17 protein-coding genes are annotated in these 17,967 nt (G+C 62.5%); 7 read left to right on the forward strand and 10 right to left on the reverse strand.

The features are described from left to right. Nucleotides 1–80: 80 nt before the first annotated feature. Nucleotides 81–1,409: a PHB depolymerase family esterase gene (locus tag NHH73_01955; protein USX27088.1), complete on the reverse strand. Its 1,329-nt coding sequence runs from the start codon at nt 1,407–1,409 to the stop codon at nt 81–83. 9 nt (nt 1,410–1,418) lie between these two features. Next, a complete protein-coding gene (locus NHH73_01960; protein ID USX27089.1) occupies nt 1,419–1,832 on the reverse strand; it encodes a CopG family transcriptional regulator in 414 nt (137 codons plus the stop codon). A gap of 86 nt (nt 1,833–1,918) precedes the next feature. Here NHH73_01960 and NHH73_01965 point away from each other — a divergent pair, with 86 nt between their 5' ends. The 4 genes from NHH73_01965 to NHH73_01980 all read left to right on the forward strand — a co-directional run bounded on the left by NHH73_01965 (nt 1,919) and on the right by NHH73_01980 (nt 5,567). Beyond that, complete coding sequence (locus NHH73_01965; GenBank protein USX27090.1) at nt 1,919–2,161, forward strand: DUF1289 domain-containing protein; 243 nt, start codon at nt 1,919–1,921, stop codon at nt 2,159–2,161. Continuing rightward, nucleotides 2,158–3,066, forward strand: a complete 909-nt coding sequence (locus NHH73_01970) for an MBL fold metallo-hydrolase (GenBank protein ID USX27091.1) — start codon at nt 2,158–2,160, stop codon at nt 3,064–3,066. Before NHH73_01965 ends, NHH73_01970 begins: the two co-directional genes overlap by 4 nt. A 132-nt stretch (nt 3,067–3,198) precedes the next feature. Beyond that, complete coding sequence (locus NHH73_01975; GenBank protein ID USX27092.1) at nt 3,199–4,152, forward strand: nitronate monooxygenase family protein; 954 nt, start codon at nt 3,199–3,201, stop codon at nt 4,150–4,152. A gap of 197 nt (nt 4,153–4,349) precedes the next feature. After that, a complete protein-coding gene (locus tag NHH73_01980) occupies nt 4,350–5,567 on the forward strand; it encodes a tetratricopeptide repeat protein (protein ID USX27093.1) in 1,218 nt (405 codons plus the stop codon). Here the strand turns inward: NHH73_01980 and NHH73_01985 are convergent, their stop codons facing one another. The 8 genes from NHH73_01985 to NHH73_02020 form a co-directional block, all read right to left on the reverse strand. Then, on the reverse strand, nt 5,568–6,140 hold the full coding sequence (locus NHH73_01985) for a hypoxanthine-guanine phosphoribosyltransferase (GenBank protein USX27094.1): 573 nt from the start codon (nt 6,138–6,140) through the stop codon (nt 5,568–5,570). Between the two features lie 102 nt (nt 6,141–6,242). Next, nucleotides 6,243–7,496 (reverse strand): AMP-binding protein, encoded by a 1,254-nt coding sequence (locus tag NHH73_01990; protein USX27095.1) that lies wholly within the window; start codon nt 7,494–7,496, stop codon nt 6,243–6,245. A gap of 47 nt (nt 7,497–7,543) precedes the next feature. Next, nucleotides 7,544–8,347 (reverse strand): ABC transporter ATP-binding protein, encoded by an 804-nt coding sequence (locus tag NHH73_01995; protein ID USX27096.1) that lies wholly within the window; start codon nt 8,345–8,347, stop codon nt 7,544–7,546. After that, entirely contained in the window at nt 8,344–9,654 is a 1,311-nt protein-coding gene (locus NHH73_02000; protein ID USX27097.1) for an ABC transporter substrate-binding protein, read from the reverse strand. The genes NHH73_01995 and NHH73_02000 overlap by 4 nt, the downstream gene beginning before the upstream one ends. Before the next feature lie 51 nt (nt 9,655–9,705). Continuing rightward, a complete protein-coding gene (locus tag NHH73_02005; protein ID USX27098.1) occupies nt 9,706–10,764 on the reverse strand; it encodes a branched-chain amino acid ABC transporter permease in 1,059 nt (352 codons plus the stop codon). Between the two features lie 23 nt (nt 10,765–10,787). Continuing rightward, nucleotides 10,788–11,684, reverse strand: a complete 897-nt coding sequence (locus tag NHH73_02010; protein USX29765.1) for a branched-chain amino acid ABC transporter permease — start codon at nt 11,682–11,684, stop codon at nt 10,788–10,790. Nucleotides 11,685–11,686: 2 nt separating this feature from the next. Further along, nucleotides 11,687–12,514: an ABC transporter ATP-binding protein gene (locus NHH73_02015; GenBank protein USX29766.1), complete on the reverse strand. Its 828-nt coding sequence runs from the start codon at nt 12,512–12,514 to the stop codon at nt 11,687–11,689. Between the two features lie 20 nt (nt 12,515–12,534). Beyond that, nucleotides 12,535–14,481 (reverse strand): AMP-binding protein, encoded by a 1,947-nt coding sequence (locus tag NHH73_02020; GenBank protein ID USX29767.1) that lies wholly within the window; start codon nt 14,479–14,481, stop codon nt 12,535–12,537. Between the two features lie 199 nt (nt 14,482–14,680). Here NHH73_02020 and NHH73_02025 point away from each other — a divergent pair, with 199 nt between their 5' ends. From NHH73_02025 to NHH73_02035, 3 genes are all read left to right on the forward strand, one after another. Continuing rightward, nucleotides 14,681–15,292, forward strand: a complete 612-nt coding sequence (locus tag NHH73_02025; GenBank protein ID USX29768.1) for a Crp/Fnr family transcriptional regulator — start codon at nt 14,681–14,683, stop codon at nt 15,290–15,292. A 597-nt stretch (nt 15,293–15,889) separates the two neighbouring features. Next, entirely contained in the window at nt 15,890–17,704 is a 1,815-nt protein-coding gene (locus NHH73_02030; GenBank protein USX27099.1) for an aminopeptidase P family protein, read from the forward strand. Beyond that, nucleotides 17,701–17,964: a hypothetical protein gene (locus NHH73_02035; protein USX27100.1), complete on the forward strand. Its 264-nt coding sequence runs from the start codon at nt 17,701–17,703 to the stop codon at nt 17,962–17,964. The genes NHH73_02030 and NHH73_02035 overlap by 4 nt, the downstream gene beginning before the upstream one ends. The last annotated feature ends 3 nt before the right edge of the window (nt 17,965–17,967 follow it).

Genomic DNA, 17,967 nt, shown 5'->3' on the forward strand with positions numbered 1-17,967 from the left:
ATGCGTCGCCGACGGCTCGATGGCGGATTACGCTGCGCTAATCCGCCCTACGTCTCTCCAGACCTCATCCCGGACGAGGCCTAGCTCACCGTGCGGAAAAACCGCACCATCTCACGGCTGGCGTCCGGCCCCTTGGCGTCGGTGTAGGTGCCGTGGGAGCTGCCGCCCGACCATGCGTGGCCGGCGCCATGCACCACCCAATGTTCGCCCAGCGGCGAGCCGTCGGCCTTGGTGTGCGTCGTCTGCGTGTAGCGATAGCCATTCGGCACGCTGCCCGACTGGATCGACGGCGCGCCCTTGTGGCTGTGCAGGCTCTGCTCGATCACCTGCTCGCCGTTGCGCGGATTGACGGTGGTGTCGCTATCGCCGTGGAACACGATGATCGGCTGCGAGCCATTGCCGGCCTTGCGCGAGCTGCTGGCGCCGCGCTTCATGGCGCTCAGCGCCGACGGCAAATCCTGCGCCGAGGCGAACGGCAGACCCGAATGCACGCCCACCGCCGCGAACAGCTCGGGGTACAGGGTGCCGACGATGACGGCCATCGCGCCGCCGGCCGACAGTCCGGCCACATACACCTGGCGCTCGTTGACCGGATATTCGTCGATGATCTGCTGCGCGATGCCGGCGATGATGGATGGCTCGCCCTGGCCATGCTGCTGGTCGATGGCATTGAACCAGTTCCAGCACTTCGAGTGGTTGGCGCCGGACGTTTGCTCCGGATAGGCGACGAAGCAGCCCATTTCCTCGGCCACCTGGTTCATTTGCGTGCCGGCGGCGAAATCGTCGGGGTTCTGCGTGCAGCCGTGCAGCATGACCAGCAGCGGCATGGCCTGGCCGGTGTAGGTCGACGGCACATACAACTTGTAATTGCGGCTGCCGGCGTGGTTGGCGTAGCTGCCGCTGATGAACTTTGCGCCTTCCGGCAGCGGCGCGGCCTGGGTGGGATTCATGAACGAACCCATGTCCATGCCAAAGTTGGACTGCAGATCCATGGACTGCAAATCGATCTTGATGCCCATCCGGTTCAACATGTCCTGCGCGTACTCGGTTGGATTGGTGGCCGGATTGGGCATGCTGGCCGGCGTGGCCTGCTGCGGCGGTTCAGTCGCAGCTTGGGCGGTCGGTTTCGCCGCCGATTCGGTGTGAACGCGCGCGCTGTCGGCGGCCGGTTGCGGCGCCGAACGCGGCGCCACGTATTCCGGCGGCGGATTAATGTCACGCATATGCGGTTGCGACGACGGCTGGGGCGCCGACGGCGATGCCGGTTGTGGCCCGGCGGCGCGTTGTTGCTGCTGCTTTTGCTGCAGTTCGACCATGCTTTCCATGGCTTTTTGCACGGCGGCCGTGGCGCCCTTGTTAATGAGCTTTTGTGCGGCACTGCGCACGCTCGACATAAACGGTAATTTCATAGTTGTCCTTTAGTGGATTCGTTGGGCTAACGCGGTTTTGATCACCGCGCTGGCGTGGAGCGAACCTAATACAAAAATCGAATCGATGGTCGCCAGTGCCAGTTCGACCGAAACGTCGCTGGCGATGCTGGCCAAACCAAGTACCTGTATCTGCAGCCGCTGGCCGGCCGCCTGCACCGCTTCAAGATCCGAGCGGGTGTAATGTTGCATTCCGAGCACCAGGCTTTTGCGCGCCACCGTTTGCTTCACCACGTCGGCGTGCTCGTTTAACTGATTGCGGATCGCCGTCCGGATCAAATCGGTGCGGTTGGAGTAAAACCCCTCCTGCACCAGCAAATCGATCTGCCCCAGGTCGATGGGCCCGAGGTTGATCGTGATCTTTTCCGACTCGGCGGTCTTCAGTTTTAGTTCTTGCTTAGCCATACATCTCCATCTGGTTACCATCTACATGGATGGTAGTATAGGCTTCGCGTTCCCCAAGTCAAGCGCATTCGGTCCATAATGGCGCCATGAGTGATCCAACTAACTTAGCCCTTCCAGGCGCTGCTCCCGAGCTCGCCTCCCCAGTCCCGTCGCCCTGCGTCAGCCTGTGCAAGATGGATGCCGAGCGCCGTTATTGCATGGGATGCCTGCGCACCATCGAGGAAATCGTTAACTGGTCCAAGGCGGACGACGACTACAAGCGGGGCGTCTGGGCCGAAATCCGCCGGCGCGAGCTGACGGTGAATTTCGACGACGATTTCGCGGAATGATCGCGCTGCCGGCCTCGATCCAGGTGTTCGAGCGGGGCTGGCTGTCCTCCAACAACGTGCTGTTGTTGGGACGCGACGACACGGCCTTGATCGACACCGGCTACCTGACCCACGCGCCGCAAACGCTGGCGTTGGTGCGGCACGCCTTGCAAGGCCGGCATCTCGACCTGGTGCTCAACACCCACCTGCATTCCGACCATTGCGGCGGCAACGCCGCGCTGCAGGCGCATTACGGCAGCCGGATCGCGATTCCGGTCGCCGAGGCGGACAAGGTGCGGGACTGGGATGTCGACGCGCTCAGTTTCAAGGCCACGGGCCAGCGCTGCGAGCGATTCACCTTCGACACGACCATCGCGCCGGGCGACGTGCTGGCCTTTGGCGGAATGGAGTGGCAGGCGCTGGGCGCGCCGGGGCACGATCCGCATTCGCTGATTTTTTACTGTCCGCAGGAGCGCGTGCTGGTGTCGGCGGACGCGCTGTGGGAAAACGGCTTCGGCGTGATTTTCCCGGAGCTCGAAGGCGAATCCGGTTTCGCGGAGGAGCGGGCCACGCTCGATGTCATCGCGGGGCTGGATGTGCGGCTGGTGATTCCGGGGCATGGCCGGCCGTTCGGCGATGTGGAGGGCGCGCTGGCGCGGGCCAGATCCCGCCTGGCATATCTGGAGGCGGACCCCGTGCGCAACGCGCAGAACGCCATCAAGGTTCTGCTGAAGTTCTTGCTGCTGGAGCGGCAGCGGATAGCGTTGAGCGAAGTGCCGGCGCTGCTGCTGGCGATGCCGGTATTCGAAGCGGCCAATGCGCGCTTTTTGAAGGAGACGCCGGAAGCGCTGGGAACATGGGCGATAAAACAGCTAGTAAGGAGCCTGGCGGCCCGCATCGAAGGTGAGCACTTACTTAACCAGTGAGCTGCTACCGGGCCGCCACTATCCGGTGCAAACTCTAGAGCAATCCACCTATTTTTGGCACGATCGTACTATTTCCGGCTTATAATCTTCCGAGACCTTACACTCCGATCAACTTACGTCAGCGAGTTCGCCATGGCCCTGCCTGCAGCGTTGCAAAATCTTTCACTCCCAGTAATCGCCTCCCCGATGTTCATCGCCAGCGGTCCCGCGCTGGTGGCGGCGCAGTGCAAGGCCGGCATCGTCGGCTCTTTCCCGGCGCTGAACGCCCGTCCGGCGGAAATGCTCGACGTCTGGCTGACCGACCTGCAAAAGGAACTGGCCGATTACCAGATCGCCAATCCGGACAAGCGCGTGGGTCCGATCGCCGTCAACCAGATCGTCCACCAGTCGAACGACCGACTGGCGCATGACGTCGAAGTCTGCGTCAAGCACCAGGTTCCGATCATCATCTCGTCGCTGCGCGCGCCGCCGAAGGAAATGCTGGACGCGATCCACAGCTACGGCGGCATCGTCATGCACGACATCGTATCGATCCGCCACGCCGAAAAAGCGCTGGAAGCCGGCGTCGATGGCCTGATCTTGGTCGCCAGCGGCGCCGGTGGCCACGCCGGCACCTTGTCGCCGTTCGCGCTGGTGGGCGAAGTGCGCAAATTCTTCAAAGGCCCGATCGCCCTGTCCGGCGCGATCGCCACCGGCGACGCTATTTTGGCGGCGCAGGCGATGGGCGCCGACTTCGCGTACATCGGTTCGCGCTGGCTCGCGACGAAGGAATCGAACGTCAGCGACGACTACCGCGACGCCATCGTCGAATCGTCGGCCGCCGACATCGTTTATTCGAGCCTGTTCACGGGCGTGCATGGCAACTACCTGAAGAAATCCATCATCAACGCCGGCCTCGATCCGGACGCGCTGCCGCAGGCCGACAAGAGCTCGATGAACTTCGGCTCCAGCAGTGCCAAGGCATGGCGCGACATCTGGGGCGCCGGCCAGGGCGTGGGCCTGATGGACGACGTACCGACCACCGCGGAAATGGTCGCGCGCCTGAAAGCCGAATACGACGCGGCCCGCGCACGCCTCGCGCTCTAAACCCCGGGGTCAGGTCCGACATTCGGACAAATGGCGATAATGGGGAACTTTTTCAACGCTTAAAAGTTCCTGAATGTCCGAATGTCGGACCTGACCCCCGTTTTGCCGTGACCCCCGTTTTGCCGGCGCAGCAGCGTAGGGCATGGTCTAGCGAAAGCACTTATAATAAATTCAACCTTGCGAAAAAAATGGATTGAATGATGAATAAAGTGCGCGCGCTGTCGCTGTCCCTCTCCATGTCTTTTTCGTTGCTGTGCTTCGCGCCCACGGCCACCGCGCAAATACCCATCAACGACGCTGCCGCCGCGCTGGTCAAGCAAGGCGACATGCAGCTGTCCCAGCGCAAGCCCGGGGAGGCATTGCGCAGCTTTGAAGCGGCCGTGAAGGCGGATGCGACATCCTCCGTGCCCTTGTCGCGGCTGGCAAACGCAATCTACGTTTTATCGATAGTGCAACCCGACGCCGAGAAAAAAAACCAATGGCGCGCGCAGTCGGAGGCCGTCGCGCGGCAGGCGTTGAAGCTTGAACCGCGCGATCCGATTGCGCAGGAGGTGCTGCGCATGCTCTCCGAGGAAAAGCCGGCGCCGTTGCACGTGCCGACCGAGCAGGCGTCAAACCTGAAGCGTGAAGCCGAACAGCTGTTCATCGCCGGAAAACTGGACGAGGCGCGCGAAAAATACCTGCAGGCGGCGCAGGCCGACCCGTTGTATTCCACCGCCTGGATTTACGCCGGCGATTGCTACTTCGCGCAGAAAAAATATGCCGAGGCCGAGGAGCTTTTCCGCAAGGGCGTGACGATCGAGCCGTTGAATAGCCAGGGCTGGCGCTTCCTGTTCGACGCGCTGGCGTACCAGGGCAAGCGCGCGGCCGCCGAGGAGGCGCTGTTCAACGGGATCGCCGCGCAACCGAGCCAGATGCCCAACTGGGGCAAGCTGGCACACATGCGCGCGGCGGCCGGCACGCCGCTGAAGCCCTTGGGTTTGGTGCGCAAGGTCGGCGTGACGCTTGAACCGGCAACCGGCAAGCCGTCCGTCCAACTCGATTCCACTTTCAGCGGCGGGCCGGGCGAGCAGAAAACGGCCGATGGCGGGGCGTGGCTGATGCTGGGCATGAGAGAGGCGGCCATCCGCGTTAAAAATCGCGAGGACAATATCGCCAGCACGCCGTTCGCCATCGAGCTGGCGTCATGGGAGGGGGCGATGAAAGCGGCCAGCGAAATCGAGGCCAAGGGCGGCGAAGCGCTCACCGATCCAGGCTTGATCGCCATGCAGACATTGGCCAAGGCCGATCAGCTGGAGGCGGGCCTTCTGATCTTGCGGTACAAGGAATCCTACCGCCCCGAGTTCGAGGCGTGGAAGAAGGCGCATCCCAACGGTATTCGCAAATTCGTCGATACGTGGGGGCTGCAGCCCTAGTTACTGCTTCTCGGTCTGGATCGCCCACAGGCCGGGCAAATTGCGCCAGTAGCCGTATGCGTCCATGCCGAATCCGACCACGAAGCGGTTCGGGATCGTGATGCCGACGATGTCCGCCTTGACCGGCTTGGGCTTGCCGATCGCCTTGTCGGCGAAGACGGCCAGCACCACTTCGGCCGCGCCCATGTCCAGCAGGCGCTGTTTGACGTGGGCCAGCGTTTCGCCTTCGTCCAGGATATCGTCCAACACGATGACGACGCGGCCGGCCACGTTCGAACGCGGCACCACTTTCCACACCACTTGTCCGCCCTGGTCGTCGTCGCCGTAGCGGCTGACGTGGATGTAGTCGAATTCGAGCGGGAACGTCAGCTGCGGCAGCAGGTTGCCGGTGAAGACCACCGCGCCGCCCATCACCCCCAGCACCAGCGGGAATTCCTCGCTGTCGGCCTGGTTGAAGCGGGCGTTGAGGGTGTCCGCCATCGCGGTGACGGCGCCGTCGACGGTCTCTTTATTGAACAGTTCTTCCGCGTTCTCCAGCAGGGCGCGGGCGCGGTTGTGGTGGAAGTCTTGCATGGTCTTCTTCGGCTTTTAAAAACATGTTGAAGAACGATATTATCCGCCATATCACCGCGCACCGCTCACCGTTGCTATCCCGCCACAGGATTTGCCTTGGCCCTACGTGTAATCCCTTACGTCGTCGATCACCTTGCCGTCGCCGGGCAGGCTGCCGATGGCGGTGAAGCGCACCTCGCCGCGCAATTTGGTGAGCTCGCGGATCGATTCGACGATGGCCGCGTCGCTGGCGGTGGCGGGATCGGCCACCTCGCAGTGCAAGGTCATCACGTCCTGCGCCATGCGGCCGGAGACCACCAGCCGCGCCTTGACGATTTCGGGATGGCGGCGTGTCACCTCGTGCAACTGCGACGGATGGACGAACATCGCGCGCACCTTGGTGGTCTGGTCGGCGCGGCCCATCCAGCCCTTGATGCGGGTGTTGGTGCGGCCGCACGGCGAATCGGGCACGCCGGTCAACACCGCCGACAGGTCGCCGGTGGCGAAGCGGATCAGCGGATAGTCCGGATTGAAAACGGTGACCACCACCTCGCCGATTTCGCCGGCGGCCACCGGATCGCCGCTGCCGGGACGGACGATTTCCAGGATCACGTCTTCATCGAGCACCATGCCGGGGTGGCGCACGTCGCCGCTGCGCGTTTCGAAGGCGATGCTGCCGATATCGGCGGAGGCGTAGGTTTGCAGCACATGCGGCACGCCGTTGTCGGCGAACCACTCGCGCAGCGATTCGGGCAGCGCCTCGGCGCCCATCAGCGCTTTGGTCATGCTGCTGATGTCGGCCCCCATTTCCTGCGCCTTCTCGATGATGATCTTCAGGAAGGAAGGCGTGCCGACGTAGGTGTCAGGCCGCAGTTCGCTGATCGCTTGCACCTGCATCTCGGTCTGGCCGCTGCCCGCCGGGATGACGGTGCAGCCGATGCGCGCGGCGCCGCCTTCGACCATGAAAGCCGCCGGCGTGAAATGATAGGAGAAGCAGTTTTGCAGCAAACCTCCGGGACGCACGCCGGCCGCGTACATGGGACGGGCAAAGCGCCACCAGTCCTTGCCTTTGCCTTCGGGGTCGAAGATCGGCCCGGGTGACATGTACAGGCGCGCCAACTGCCCCACCGGCGTGGTATTCAGGCCGCCGAACGGAGGCTGGAGTTTTTGCAGCGCGTGCAGTTCGGATTTGCGCGTCACCGGCAAAGTCGCCAGCGCGGCGCGGCTGGTGATGTCGGCCGCGTTCACGTCCCGCAGGATGCGCGACCAGCCGGCGGCAGCCTTTGCGCGCGCAACCAGTTGCGGCAGGCGCGCCATCAGTTCGCGCTCGCGTTGTTCGGGGGGGCGTACTTCCAGGCTGTCCAGGGTATCCGTCATGATTGCCGTCCTCCGATCTCTTGATTGATATTCATGCGCGAGGGTCCTCAGGCCAGCCAGCGTTTGCGGCGGCGGTAAAATTTCATGTCGCGGAAGCTCTTGCGGCCCGCGCCGGACACGCCGAGGTAGAACTCCTTGACGTCCTCGTTGCTGGCCAGGTCGGCGGCCGCACCTTCCATCACCACTCGGCCGTTTTCCAGGATGTAACCGAAATCGGCGTAGCGCAGCGCGATGCTGGTGTTCTGCTCGGCCAGCAGGAAGGATACGTTCTCCTTGCCGTTCAAGTCCTTCACGATGCCGAAAATCTCGTCGACGATTTGCGGCGCGATGCCCATCGACGGCTCGTCCAGCAAAATCATTGACGGCTTGGCCATCAGCGCCCGGCCGATCGCGCACATCTGCTGCTCGCCGCCGGAGGTGTAGCCGGCCTGGCTGGTGCGGCGCTCCTTCAATCGCGGGAAGTAGTGGTATACCTTGTCCAGCGATTCCTTGAGCTCCGCGCGCGACAGGCTGCGCGTGTAGGCGCCGGTCAGCAGGTTTTCCTCGATGGTCAGGTGGCCGAAGCAGTGGCGGCCCTCCATCACCTGCGACAGGCCGCGCTTGACCAGTTCATTGGGCGTGAGCTGGTCGACGCGTTCGCCCTTGAACTGCACGTCGCCTTTGGTGACGTCGCCGCGCTCTCCGCGCAGCAAGGTGGAAATGGTCTTCAAGGTGGTCGATTTGCCGGCGCCGTTGGCCCCCAGCAGCGCGACGATTTTCCCTTGCGGGACCTGCAGCGACACGCCCTTCAGCACCAGGATCACATGGTCGTAGATCACTTCCACGTTGTTGACGGACAGGTAGGGCGTCATTTTGCGCAGGCCGGGGTGATTTTTTTCTCGGCCGCGTAGGCTGCGGAGCTTTCTTCCAACAGCTTGCGGGTCAGCGCCTTGTCGCCCACCACCCAGTTGGGCGTGATGGCATTCCATTTTTTGCCGTCCCATTGCTGGACCTTCACCGCGCCGGAGCCCTCATGATCGTCGCAGCTGGTCTTCACCACCGGTAGCATGCCGAGCGCGCCGATAGCCTTCTGACGCGCTTCGTCGACGTTGAGGTTTTCCAGGCCCCAGCGCATTTGTTCGCCGGTGACCGCTTTGCCTTTGCCGAACTTCTCCTGCGCGGTGCGCATCGCCTCCACCCACAGGATGGCCGCGCTGACGCCGCGCATGTGGTACACGGAGCCGATGCGGTTGCGGTCCGCCAGATTACCCTTGCCGGCTTCGTAGAGTTTTTTTCTGATGTCGTCCATCACCGGGTAGTTGCCAGGGGTGTTGAAGGTCATCGCGCTGTAGCCCTTGGCGGCGTCGCCGGCCGGCACGGTGTCTTCTTCCGACCCCGCCCACCACACCCCGAGCATTTTCTCGCGCGGGAAGCCGTTGCGCTGCGCGGTCTTGATCGCCACCGCGTTCATCGAACCCCAGCCCCACAGGATCACGTGGTCCGGCTTGGCCTGGCGGATTTGCAGCCATTGCGACTGCTGCTCGCTGCCCGGCGGCGTGACGGGGATTTTGATCAGTTCAAAGCCATACTGCTTGGACAGCGCCTCCAGCACCGGCAACGGCTCCTTGCCGAAGGCCGAGTCGTGGTACAGGTGGACGATCTTTTTGCCTTTGAGTTTGTCCATGCCGCCGTTTTTGTCGCCCAGGTACTTGATCATGCCGGCGGCCTGGTTCCAGTAGCTGGTGATGAGCGGGAAGACGTAGGGGAAGACCTTGCCGTTGGCGGCGTCGGAACGGCCGTAGCCGATCATCGTCATCGGGATTTTATCGGTCGGCAGGCGGTCGAGCACACCGTAGGCGACGCCGGTGGACAGCGGTTCGACCAGAGTCGCACCGCCGTTCTTGGTCTTCAGCCGCTCGTAGCATTCGACGCCGCGCGACGGGTTGTATTCGGTTTCGCATTCCTCCCAGCCGATCTTGACGCCATTGATGCCGCCCGCCAGGTTGACCAGGTTGAAGTAGTCGATGATGCCTCCGTAAAAACCGGAACCGCCCGCCGCGTAAGGGCCGACGCGGTAGGAGGGAAGGGCGACGTACTGTCCGGCGGCCTGCTGCGCCAGCGCGGGCGCGATGGTTGCGACAAGTGCGGCGCCAATTACAAACGATGCCATGATTTTCATTGTTGTCTCCTCTTGGGTATTACGCTGCAAGGTTGCATCCAATTGCTGCGTTCAGTGCGGGAAGGGCCACAGACGCAGTTTCTCTTTACCGATTTGCCACAAACGCGCCAGGCCGTGCGGCTCGACGATCAGGAAAAATATGATCAAGGCGCCGAACACCATCAACTCCAGGTTGGACGCCACGCTGTTCGGCAGCGACAGGCTGTGTGCCAAAATATTGAGCAGCACCGGCAGCAGCACGATGAAGGCAGCGCCCAGGAAGGAGCCGAGTATCGAGCCGACGCCGCCAATGATGATCATGAACAGGATGCGGAACGACAGATCGAGGTTGTAAGCCTCCGGCTCCACGGTGCCGAGATAGGCGAAGGCGTACAACGCGCCGGCCACGCCGCAGTAGAAGGAGCTGACCGCGAACGCCAGCAGCTTGGTGCGCATCAGCCGGAAGCCGATGACCTCCGCCGCCACGTCCATGTCGCGCACCGCCATCCAGGAGCGGCCGACGTTGGAGCGCACCATGTTCTTGGCCAGCAGCGCCATGACCGCCACCACGCCCAGCACCAGCAGGTATTTGCGGTCCGGCGTGTCGAACTGGTAGCCGAGGATGACTATTTTCTGCGCGGTGATGACGCCGGACGCGCTGTAATTGGTCAGGTAGGGGATCTTGGTCAGGCACCAGATCACGAAGAACTGCGTGGCCAGCGTCGACGCGGCCAGGTAGAAACCGCGTATGCGCAGCGACGGCAGGCCGAAGGCGATTCCCACCGCCGCAGCGCTTAAGCCCCCGAGCACGAACGCCACCAGCACCGGAATGCCTGGAATGCGGGCGACGAAGTTATACGAGGCGAAGGCGCCCACCGCCATGAAAGCAGCGGTGCCGAGCGAGAGCTGGCCCGCGTAGCCGGTCAGGATGTTGAGTCCAAGCGCGGCGAGCGAGAAGATTAAAAACGGGATCAGGATCGCCGACAGTGCGTACGGCGACGCCACCAGCGGCACCACCACGATGGCGACGATCAGCAGCGCGAGCATCGCTACGCGGTCCTGCAGAATAGGGAAGATCTGGCTGTCGGCCTGATAGCTGGTCTTGAATTGTCCTGCTTCGCGGTAGAGCATGTTCGCCTCTTAAAATTCGCCTCTTAAATTCTGCGGATGATTTTTTCGCCGAACAGCCCTTCCGGCCGCACCAGCAGGAACATCAGCGCCAGCACGTACGGGAACCAGCCTTCGATACCCCCGCCGACCAGCGGGCCGATATACACCTCGGCCAGTTTTTCCGACGCGCCGATAATCAGGCCGCCGACGATTGCGCCTGGCATCGACGTGAAGCCGCCGAGGATCAGCACCGGCAGCGCCTTCAGCGCCACGAAGGTCAGCGCGAACTGCACGCCATTGCGCGCGCCCCACAGCAGGCCGGCCACCAGCGCGACCACGCCGGCCACCGCCCACAGTACCGCCCAGATGCGTTGCAATGGAATGCCCACCGCCAGCGCGGCCTGGTGATCGTCTGCGACGGCGCGCAGCGCGCGGCCCACCTTGGTCTTGGAGAACAGCAGCGCCAGGGAGGTGACCAGGATGCCGCACACCGCCGCCGCCATGATGTCGAACTGCGACACCAGCAGGTTGAAGTTCTCCATCAGGTACTCCGACGGCACGTCCTCGATCGGCAGTTCCAGCTTGTGCACCTGATTGCCCCACATTAGCTGCGCCAGCCCTTCGATGAAGAAGGCCAGTCCGATGGTGGCCATGAACAGCGTGATCTCGGGCTGGTTCACCAGCGGCCGCAAAACCACCCGCTCGATCGCTATCCCGAGCAGTATCATCACCACGATCGTCAGCGGGATCGCCACCCACAGCGACACGCCGAATTTATCCATGATGCCGACGCAAGTCAGCGCGGCGAAAAATACCATCGCCCCCTGCGCGAAGTTGAACACGCCGGACGCTTTGTAGATCAGCACAAAGCCGATCGCCACCAGCGCGTACATGACGCCGGACAGCAGGCCGCCGATCAGCACCTCGAAGAAGAAATTGATGTTCATGCGTGCGCGACTCCGAGGTAGGCGTTGATCACATCCTGATTGCCTCGCACCTCGTCCGGCGTGCCGTCGCCGATCTTGCGGCCGTAGTCGAGGACCACTACGCGGTCCGAGATATCCATCACCACGCCCATATCGTGTTCGATCAAGACGATGGTGGTGCCGAATTGGTCGTTGACGTCGAGGATGAAGCGGCACATATCCTGTTTCTCCTCGACGTTCATGCCGGCCATCGGCTCGTCCAGCAGCAGGATCTCCGGTTCGGCGGCCAGCGCGCGGCCCAGTTCCACGCGCTTTTGCAGGCCGTACGGCAGGCGTCCAACGGGCGTTTTGCGAATCGCCTGGATCTCCAGGAAGTCGATGATCTCCTCGGCCTTGACGCGGTGCGCGATCTCCTCGCGGCGTGCCGGCCCCCAGTACAGCGCCTGCATCAGGAAGTTGGACTTCATCTTCAGGTTACGGCCGGTCATGATGTTGTCGAGGACCGTCATCCCCTTGAACAACGCGATATTCTGGAAGGTGCGCGCGATGCCCGCCTTGGCGGCGCTGTGGCAGTCCATATTCCTGCGGTGCTGGCCGCGAAAAACGATCTCCCCCTGCTGCGGGCGATAGACGCCGTTGATCACGTTCAGCATCGAGCTTTTGCCGGCGCCATTGGGGCCGATGATGGCGCGGATCTCGTGCTTTTTCACGTCGAAGGAGATATCCGTCAGCGCCTTCACGCCGCCGAACGACAGCGAGATGTTTTTCAGGTCGAGTATCACGTCGCCGATGACGCGGCGCCCGCTACTGATGTCTGCGCCGAAGTGGACGTCTGGTTCGTTCATCTGCATGGTCGCTCTCTCCGTCATGCCGCTGCTTGGACCGCAGGGAAGGTCTTGCAGCGCTTTATCGTCAGATCCGCCGCCACCAGGCCCGTTCGGCCATCTTCAAACTTCACCTGCGTCTCGATGTATTGAGACGTTTTGCCGCCGTAGAGGGCATCGATCAGCACCGCGTACTTCTCGGCGATGAATTTTCGCCGCACCTTGCGTGTCCGGGTCAACTCGTCGTCGTCCGGATCGAGCTCCTTGTGCAGCACCAGATAGCGGTGGATTTGCGTGTCGCCCATCATCGGTTCGGCGGCCAGGTCGGCGTTGACCTGCTCGATGCAGTCGCGGATCAGGCCATAGACTTGCGGATGCGCCGCCAGGTCCGTGTAGCCGGAATAGGCGATGCCGCGCCGCTCGGCCCAGTTACCCACCGCCTCGATATCGATATTGATGAAGGCGCAGACCTCGTCGCGCTCATGGCCGAACGCCACCGCCTCTTTAATGAACGGGAAGAATTTGAGTTTGTTCTCGATGTAGTTCGGCGCGAAGATGGCGCCGCCATTCATCCTGCCGACATCTGCCGCCCGGTCGATGATTTTCAGATGGCCTTCGGGATCGAACAAGCCAGCGTCGCCGGTGTGGAAGTAGCCCTGCGCGTCGATCGCGTCGCGGGTGGCGTCGGGACGCTTGTAATAGCAATCCATCAGTGTTGGCGATTTCACCAGCACCTCGCCGTTGTCGGCCAGTTTGACCTCCACGCCGGGCGCCGGCAGGCCGACGCTGTCGAATTTGATCTGGCCGTCCGGTTGCAGGCAAATATAGGCGCAGGTTTCGGTCGAGCCGTAAAACTGCTTCAGATTGACGCCGATGGAGCGATAGAACCGGAACAGATCGGGTCCTATCGCGGCGCCGGCGGTGTAGGCGACCCTCACACGCGACAATCCGAGCACGTTTTTCAGCGGCCCGTAGACCAGCACCCGGCCCAGCGCGTACGACAGGCGGTCGGTCAGCGGCACTGCTTTGCCATCCAAAATCGCGGCGCCGCTGCGGCGCGCCACCGCCATGAAGTAATGGAACATTATGCGTTTGATGGCGCCCGCGTCCTCCATCCGTATCATCACGGTAGTGAGCATGTTTTCGAACACGCGCGGCGGGGCGAAGTAATAAGTAGGACCGATTTCGCGCATGTCGGTCATGACGGTGTCGCCGGATTCGGGGCAGTTGACGGTGAAACCGGCCGTCATCGCCTGCGCAAAGGAGAACAGGCAGTCGCCCACCCACGCCATCGGCAAGTAGGACAGGATGTCTTCGGCGTCGGTGAGGTTCTCGAAACCGACGCCGCCGGTGCCGGCCGCGATCAGCGCGGCGTGGGTCTGGCACACGCCTTTCGGCTTGCCGGTGGTGCCGGAGGTGTAGAGGATGATGGCGTTGTCGCCGCCCTGTCCGGCATCGACGGCGGCGTCGAACATGCCGGGATGGGCTTTGTCCCAGTCGCGCCCCAGCTCCTGCAGGCGGGAGAAGGACAGCAAACCTGGCTGGCGGTAGTGGCGCATGCCGCGTTCGTCGTCGTAGGCGATATGGCGAACGTGCGGATACAACGTTTGCAATTCCATCAATTTGTCGACCTGTTCCTGGTCTTCGACGATGGCATAGTGGATCTCGGCGTTTTCCAGCACGTAGGCCATGTCGGCCGCCGGCGCGTCCTGGTACAGCGGCACCGGCACGCCGCCCAGGCATTGCGCGGCCAGCATCGCCCAATAAAGGCGCGGGCGATTGTCGCCGATGATGGCCAGGTTCATACCGCGTTCGAACCCCAGCGCCGCCAGTCCGCAGGCCAGCGCGCGCACTTCGTCGTTCACCTGCGCCCAGTTCCAGCTTTGCCAGATGCCCAGGTGTTTTTCGCGGAACGCGGGCTTGCCGGGTCTGACCTGGCCGTGCGCGAGCAGGCGGCGAGGAAAAGTCTCTTGATTGTTTTGCACCAGTTGTCTCCGGTTGCTTTTCTTGTACTTGTGTACAGCTTCTTGTGTGATGATATTAGCCTGCCGCAAAGACCTGTGTTGTCGTTTCGATGACAATTGACCGACTTTTCTATGGTGCGACGCAATAATGTCTCAACATCAAATCTCCCTCAAAGACGCTTTGCGATCTGCAATTTGGGCGCAAAGCCTGACGCCCGAGCAAATGGCGCGCGTCGAAGCCGATACCTTTGAAACCTTCGTCCCCAAAGGCGGTTACGTTTGCCGCAAAGGGGATATGGTCGAGAATTGGCTCGGTATTATCGACGGCATGGTCAAGATGAATAACTTTTCGCGTTCCGGTAAAAGCGTGACTTTTACCGGCGTGCCCGCCGGCGGATGGTTTGGCGAAGGTTCGATATTAAAGAACGAGATACTTAAATATGATGCGATGGCGTTGCGCGACGCGCGCATCGCGCGCATGCCGGCTTCCACATTTATGTGGCTGCTGGATTCCAGTTTGCCGTTTACCAGGTTCCTGTTAATGCAATTGAATGAACGTCTCGGTCAATTTATTGGCATGGTGGAAAATGATCGGCTGCTAAATCCAGATACCCGCGTGGCCCGATGCCTGGCGTCGATGTTCAATTCCCACCTTTATCCGGGTCTGGAAAAATTGATTCAAATATCGCAGGAAGAATTGGGCCTCCTTTCGGGCGCATCGCGCCAGCGCGCGCATCAGGCTTTGCACCTGCTGGAGAAACAAGGCCTGCTGCGCGTCGACTATGGCGGCATCCGCATACTCGATCTGGAAGGTCTGCGTCGCTACGAAGCCTGAGTCCGCGTGCTGAAAATTGGCGAATACACGCCAATACTTGGCACGAATAGCCCGGCAATACGCTCCCGAGTCTCCTTTACGCGCTGGTCGGTACGGTTCCGCCATCGGCACGGATTTTCCGACGAAATAAAATCATTAAAACTTTCTATTAGACATTTCGTAGGGCGGATTAGGCGGAACGCCGTAATCCGCCATGAGCCGCCGACGGAGCCTGGCGGATTACGCTACGCTAATCCGCCCTACGTGATTTAAATAGGCGCTTAATTAGTTGCATCAGGCGATGACAAGGCTCCAGGATCCCCTTCTTATCAATACGTAGCAGACTGGCGCTGCTTCCACAAGGCCGGCAGTTTGGTGGAAGTATTACCCCGTTTAATTCGGGCGGCACCGAGGAGATTCAAGCGATCTTCCGCAACCGGCGCCACATGCCGCAGCGTGCGGGTGTTTATCGGCTATCTGGTCGAGAAAATGGGCAGTGCCGTTTTCGGTGCGGCGCCCCGCATGCTTCAACGGTGATGGCAAACCAGGCGTAGGGCAATCGCGGTATCATAGCGACTAGCTATGCCGCATCGGCGGCGCACCGGATTCAAGCTACCCATGGATATTTCAGATACCACCCACGTCACCGAGCGCCTGGCGCTATTGCGGGCGGCGATGCGTCGGCGCGGCATCGACTCGCTGATGGTGCCGTCGGCCGATCCCCACCTGTCCGAATACCTGCCGGCCCGCTGGAAGGGCCGCGAATGGCTGTCCGGTTTCACCGGCTCGGTCGGCACCTTCATCATTACCACCGATTTCGCCGGCGTCTGGACCGACGCCCGCTATTGGACCCAGGCCGAGCAAGAGCTGGCCGGCACCTCGATCCGGTTGATGAAGCTGACCTCCGGCGCCAGCGTGCAGTATGTCGACTGGCTGGCCGCCAATCTGCAAGCCGGCCAGACCCTGGCCGTGGACGGCGCGGTACTGGGCCTGGCGATCGCGCGCCTGCTGCGGCAGGCGCTGGAAGCCAAGGACGTCACCCTGCGCACCGATCTCGATCCGCTCGACGAGATCTGGCCCGATCGTCCCGCGCTGCCGGCCGCGCCGGTCTACGAACACCAGCCGCCGTACGCCTCGAAAAGCCGCAGCGAAAAACTGGCCGAGCTGCGCGACGCGATGCAGCGGCTGGGCGCCGACCGGCACCTGATCTCGACCCTGGACGATATCGCCTATCTATTCAACCTGCGCGGCGCCGACGTCAATTTCAATCCGGTGTTCCTGGCGCACGCGCTGATCACGCCGACCCGCGCGACCTTGTATGTCGCCGACGGCAAAATCGCCGCAGAACTCATCAAGCAACTGGCGGAGCAGGATATCTACGTCGCCCCATACGGCGCCATCGCCGGGGCGCTGGCCGACTTGCCGCACGACGCCACCTTGTTGATCGATCCGCGCCGCGTCACCTTCGGCACCCGCCAGTGCGTGCCGGTGGAAGTGCGCGTGATCGAGGCGGTCAACCCCACCACCTTCGCCAAATCGCAAAAGAGCGCGCAGGATGCAAGCCACATCCGCGCGACGATGGAGCAGGACGGCGCCGCGCTGTGCGAGTTCTTCACGTGGCTGGAGCAGACGCTGGCCGATCCGCAGCGCGCGCCGCTCACCGAAGTGGCGATCGACCACCACATCACCGCTGCCCGCGCGCGCCGGCCGGGATTTATCAGTCCGAGTTTCGCCACCATCGCCGGCTTCCGCGCCAACGGCGCGATCATGCACTACCGCGCCAGCGAGGCGCACCAAGCGGTGATCGAGGGCGACGGCCTGCTGCTGATCGACTCCGGCGGCCAGTATTTGGGCGGCACCACCGACATCACGCGCGTGGTCGCCGTCGGCGCCATCACCGCCGAACATAAACGCGACTTCACCCTGGTGCTCAAGGGCTTAATCGCTCTGTCGTCCGCGCGCTTCCCGCGCGGAACCAAATCCCCGATGCTCGACGCCATCGCCCGCGCGCCGCTATGGGCCGAAGGGCTCGATTTCGGCCACGGCACCGGCCATGGCGTCGGCTATTTCCTCAACGTGCACGAAGGCCCGCAGTCGATTTCGCAATCGGCGATGCCGGAGCCGCACACCGCTATGGAACCAGGCATGATTACATCGATAGAACCGGGCCTTTACCGCCCGGGCAAATGGGGCATCCGGATTGAAAACCTGGTGCTCAACCGGCCCGCCGGCCAGACCGATTTCGGCGATTTCCTGCAGTTCGAGACGTTGACGCTGTGCCCGATCGACACCCGCTGCATCGAGCCCTCGCTGCTGCGCGACGACGAAAAGCGCTGGCTCAACGACTACCACGCCACGGTGCGCGGCCGTTTGCTGCCGCTGTTGTCCGGCGACGCGCTGGCCTGGCTGGAAAACCGCACGGTGGCGCTATGAGCGGCCGCGCAACCCGGGCCACGTCGGCCGTCGACCGCCTCAAGGTCCGCAGCGGCAATGCCAAGTATTCGATGTCGCGCACCGGCAGCGGCCACTTCTTCCTGACCGAGGGCCCCGGCGAGCCGCCGCTGTGCGCGCCGTTGGAGCTCGACGATTTCGTCGCCTTCGTCAACGGCATTTCGCCCGGCCCGCCAAGGCGCGTGAGCAAGCTCGATGTGGCGTTTGAAAAGCAGCTCGTCAAAAAAGCACCCAAAGAATAAAGG

The organism is Oxalobacteraceae bacterium OTU3CINTB1 (assembly GCA_024123955.1).
GTDB lineage: Bacteria > Pseudomonadota > Gammaproteobacteria > Burkholderiales > Burkholderiaceae_D > Rugamonas.

Coding starts and splice junctions, on each gene's coding strand:
- NHH73_01960 (USX27089.1), bottom strand. CDS start 1,832: ATGGCTAAGCAAGAACTAAAACTGAAGACCGCCGAGTCGGAAAAGATC.
- NHH73_01980 (USX27093.1), top strand. CDS start 4,350: ATGATGAATAAAGTGCGCGCGCTGTCGCTGTCCCTCTCCATGTCTTTT.
- NHH73_01955 (USX27088.1), bottom strand. CDS start 1,409: ATGAAATTACCGTTTATGTCGAGCGTGCGCAGTGCCGCACAAAAGCTC.
- NHH73_01970 (USX27091.1), top strand. CDS start 2,158: ATGATCGCGCTGCCGGCCTCGATCCAGGTGTTCGAGCGGGGCTGGCTG.
- NHH73_01995 (USX27096.1), bottom strand. CDS start 8,347: ATGACGCCCTACCTGTCCGTCAACAACGTGGAAGTGATCTACGACCAT.
- NHH73_01985 (USX27094.1), bottom strand. CDS start 6,140: ATGCAAGACTTCCACCACAACCGCGCCCGCGCCCTGCTGGAGAACGCG.
- NHH73_02025 (USX29768.1), top strand. CDS start 14,681: ATGGCGCGCGTCGAAGCCGATACCTTTGAAACCTTCGTCCCCAAAGGC.
- NHH73_02015 (USX29766.1), bottom strand. CDS start 12,514: ATGAACGAACCAGACGTCCACTTCGGCGCAGACATCAGTAGCGGGCGC.
- NHH73_02005 (USX27098.1), bottom strand. CDS start 10,764: ATGCTCTACCGCGAAGCAGGACAATTCAAGACCAGCTATCAGGCCGAC.
- NHH73_01975 (USX27092.1), top strand. CDS start 3,199: ATGGCCCTGCCTGCAGCGTTGCAAAATCTTTCACTCCCAGTAATCGCC.
- NHH73_02030 (USX27099.1), top strand. CDS start 15,890: ATGGATATTTCAGATACCACCCACGTCACCGAGCGCCTGGCGCTATTG.
- NHH73_01965 (USX27090.1), top strand. CDS start 1,919: ATGAGTGATCCAACTAACTTAGCCCTTCCAGGCGCTGCTCCCGAGCTC.
- NHH73_01990 (USX27095.1), bottom strand. CDS start 7,496: ATGACGGATACCCTGGACAGCCTGGAAGTACGCCCCCCCGAACAACGC.
- NHH73_02035 (USX27100.1), top strand. CDS start 17,701: ATGAGCGGCCGCGCAACCCGGGCCACGTCGGCCGTCGACCGCCTCAAG.
- NHH73_02000 (USX27097.1), bottom strand. CDS start 9,654: ATGAAAATCATGGCATCGTTTGTAATTGGCGCCGCACTTGTCGCAACC.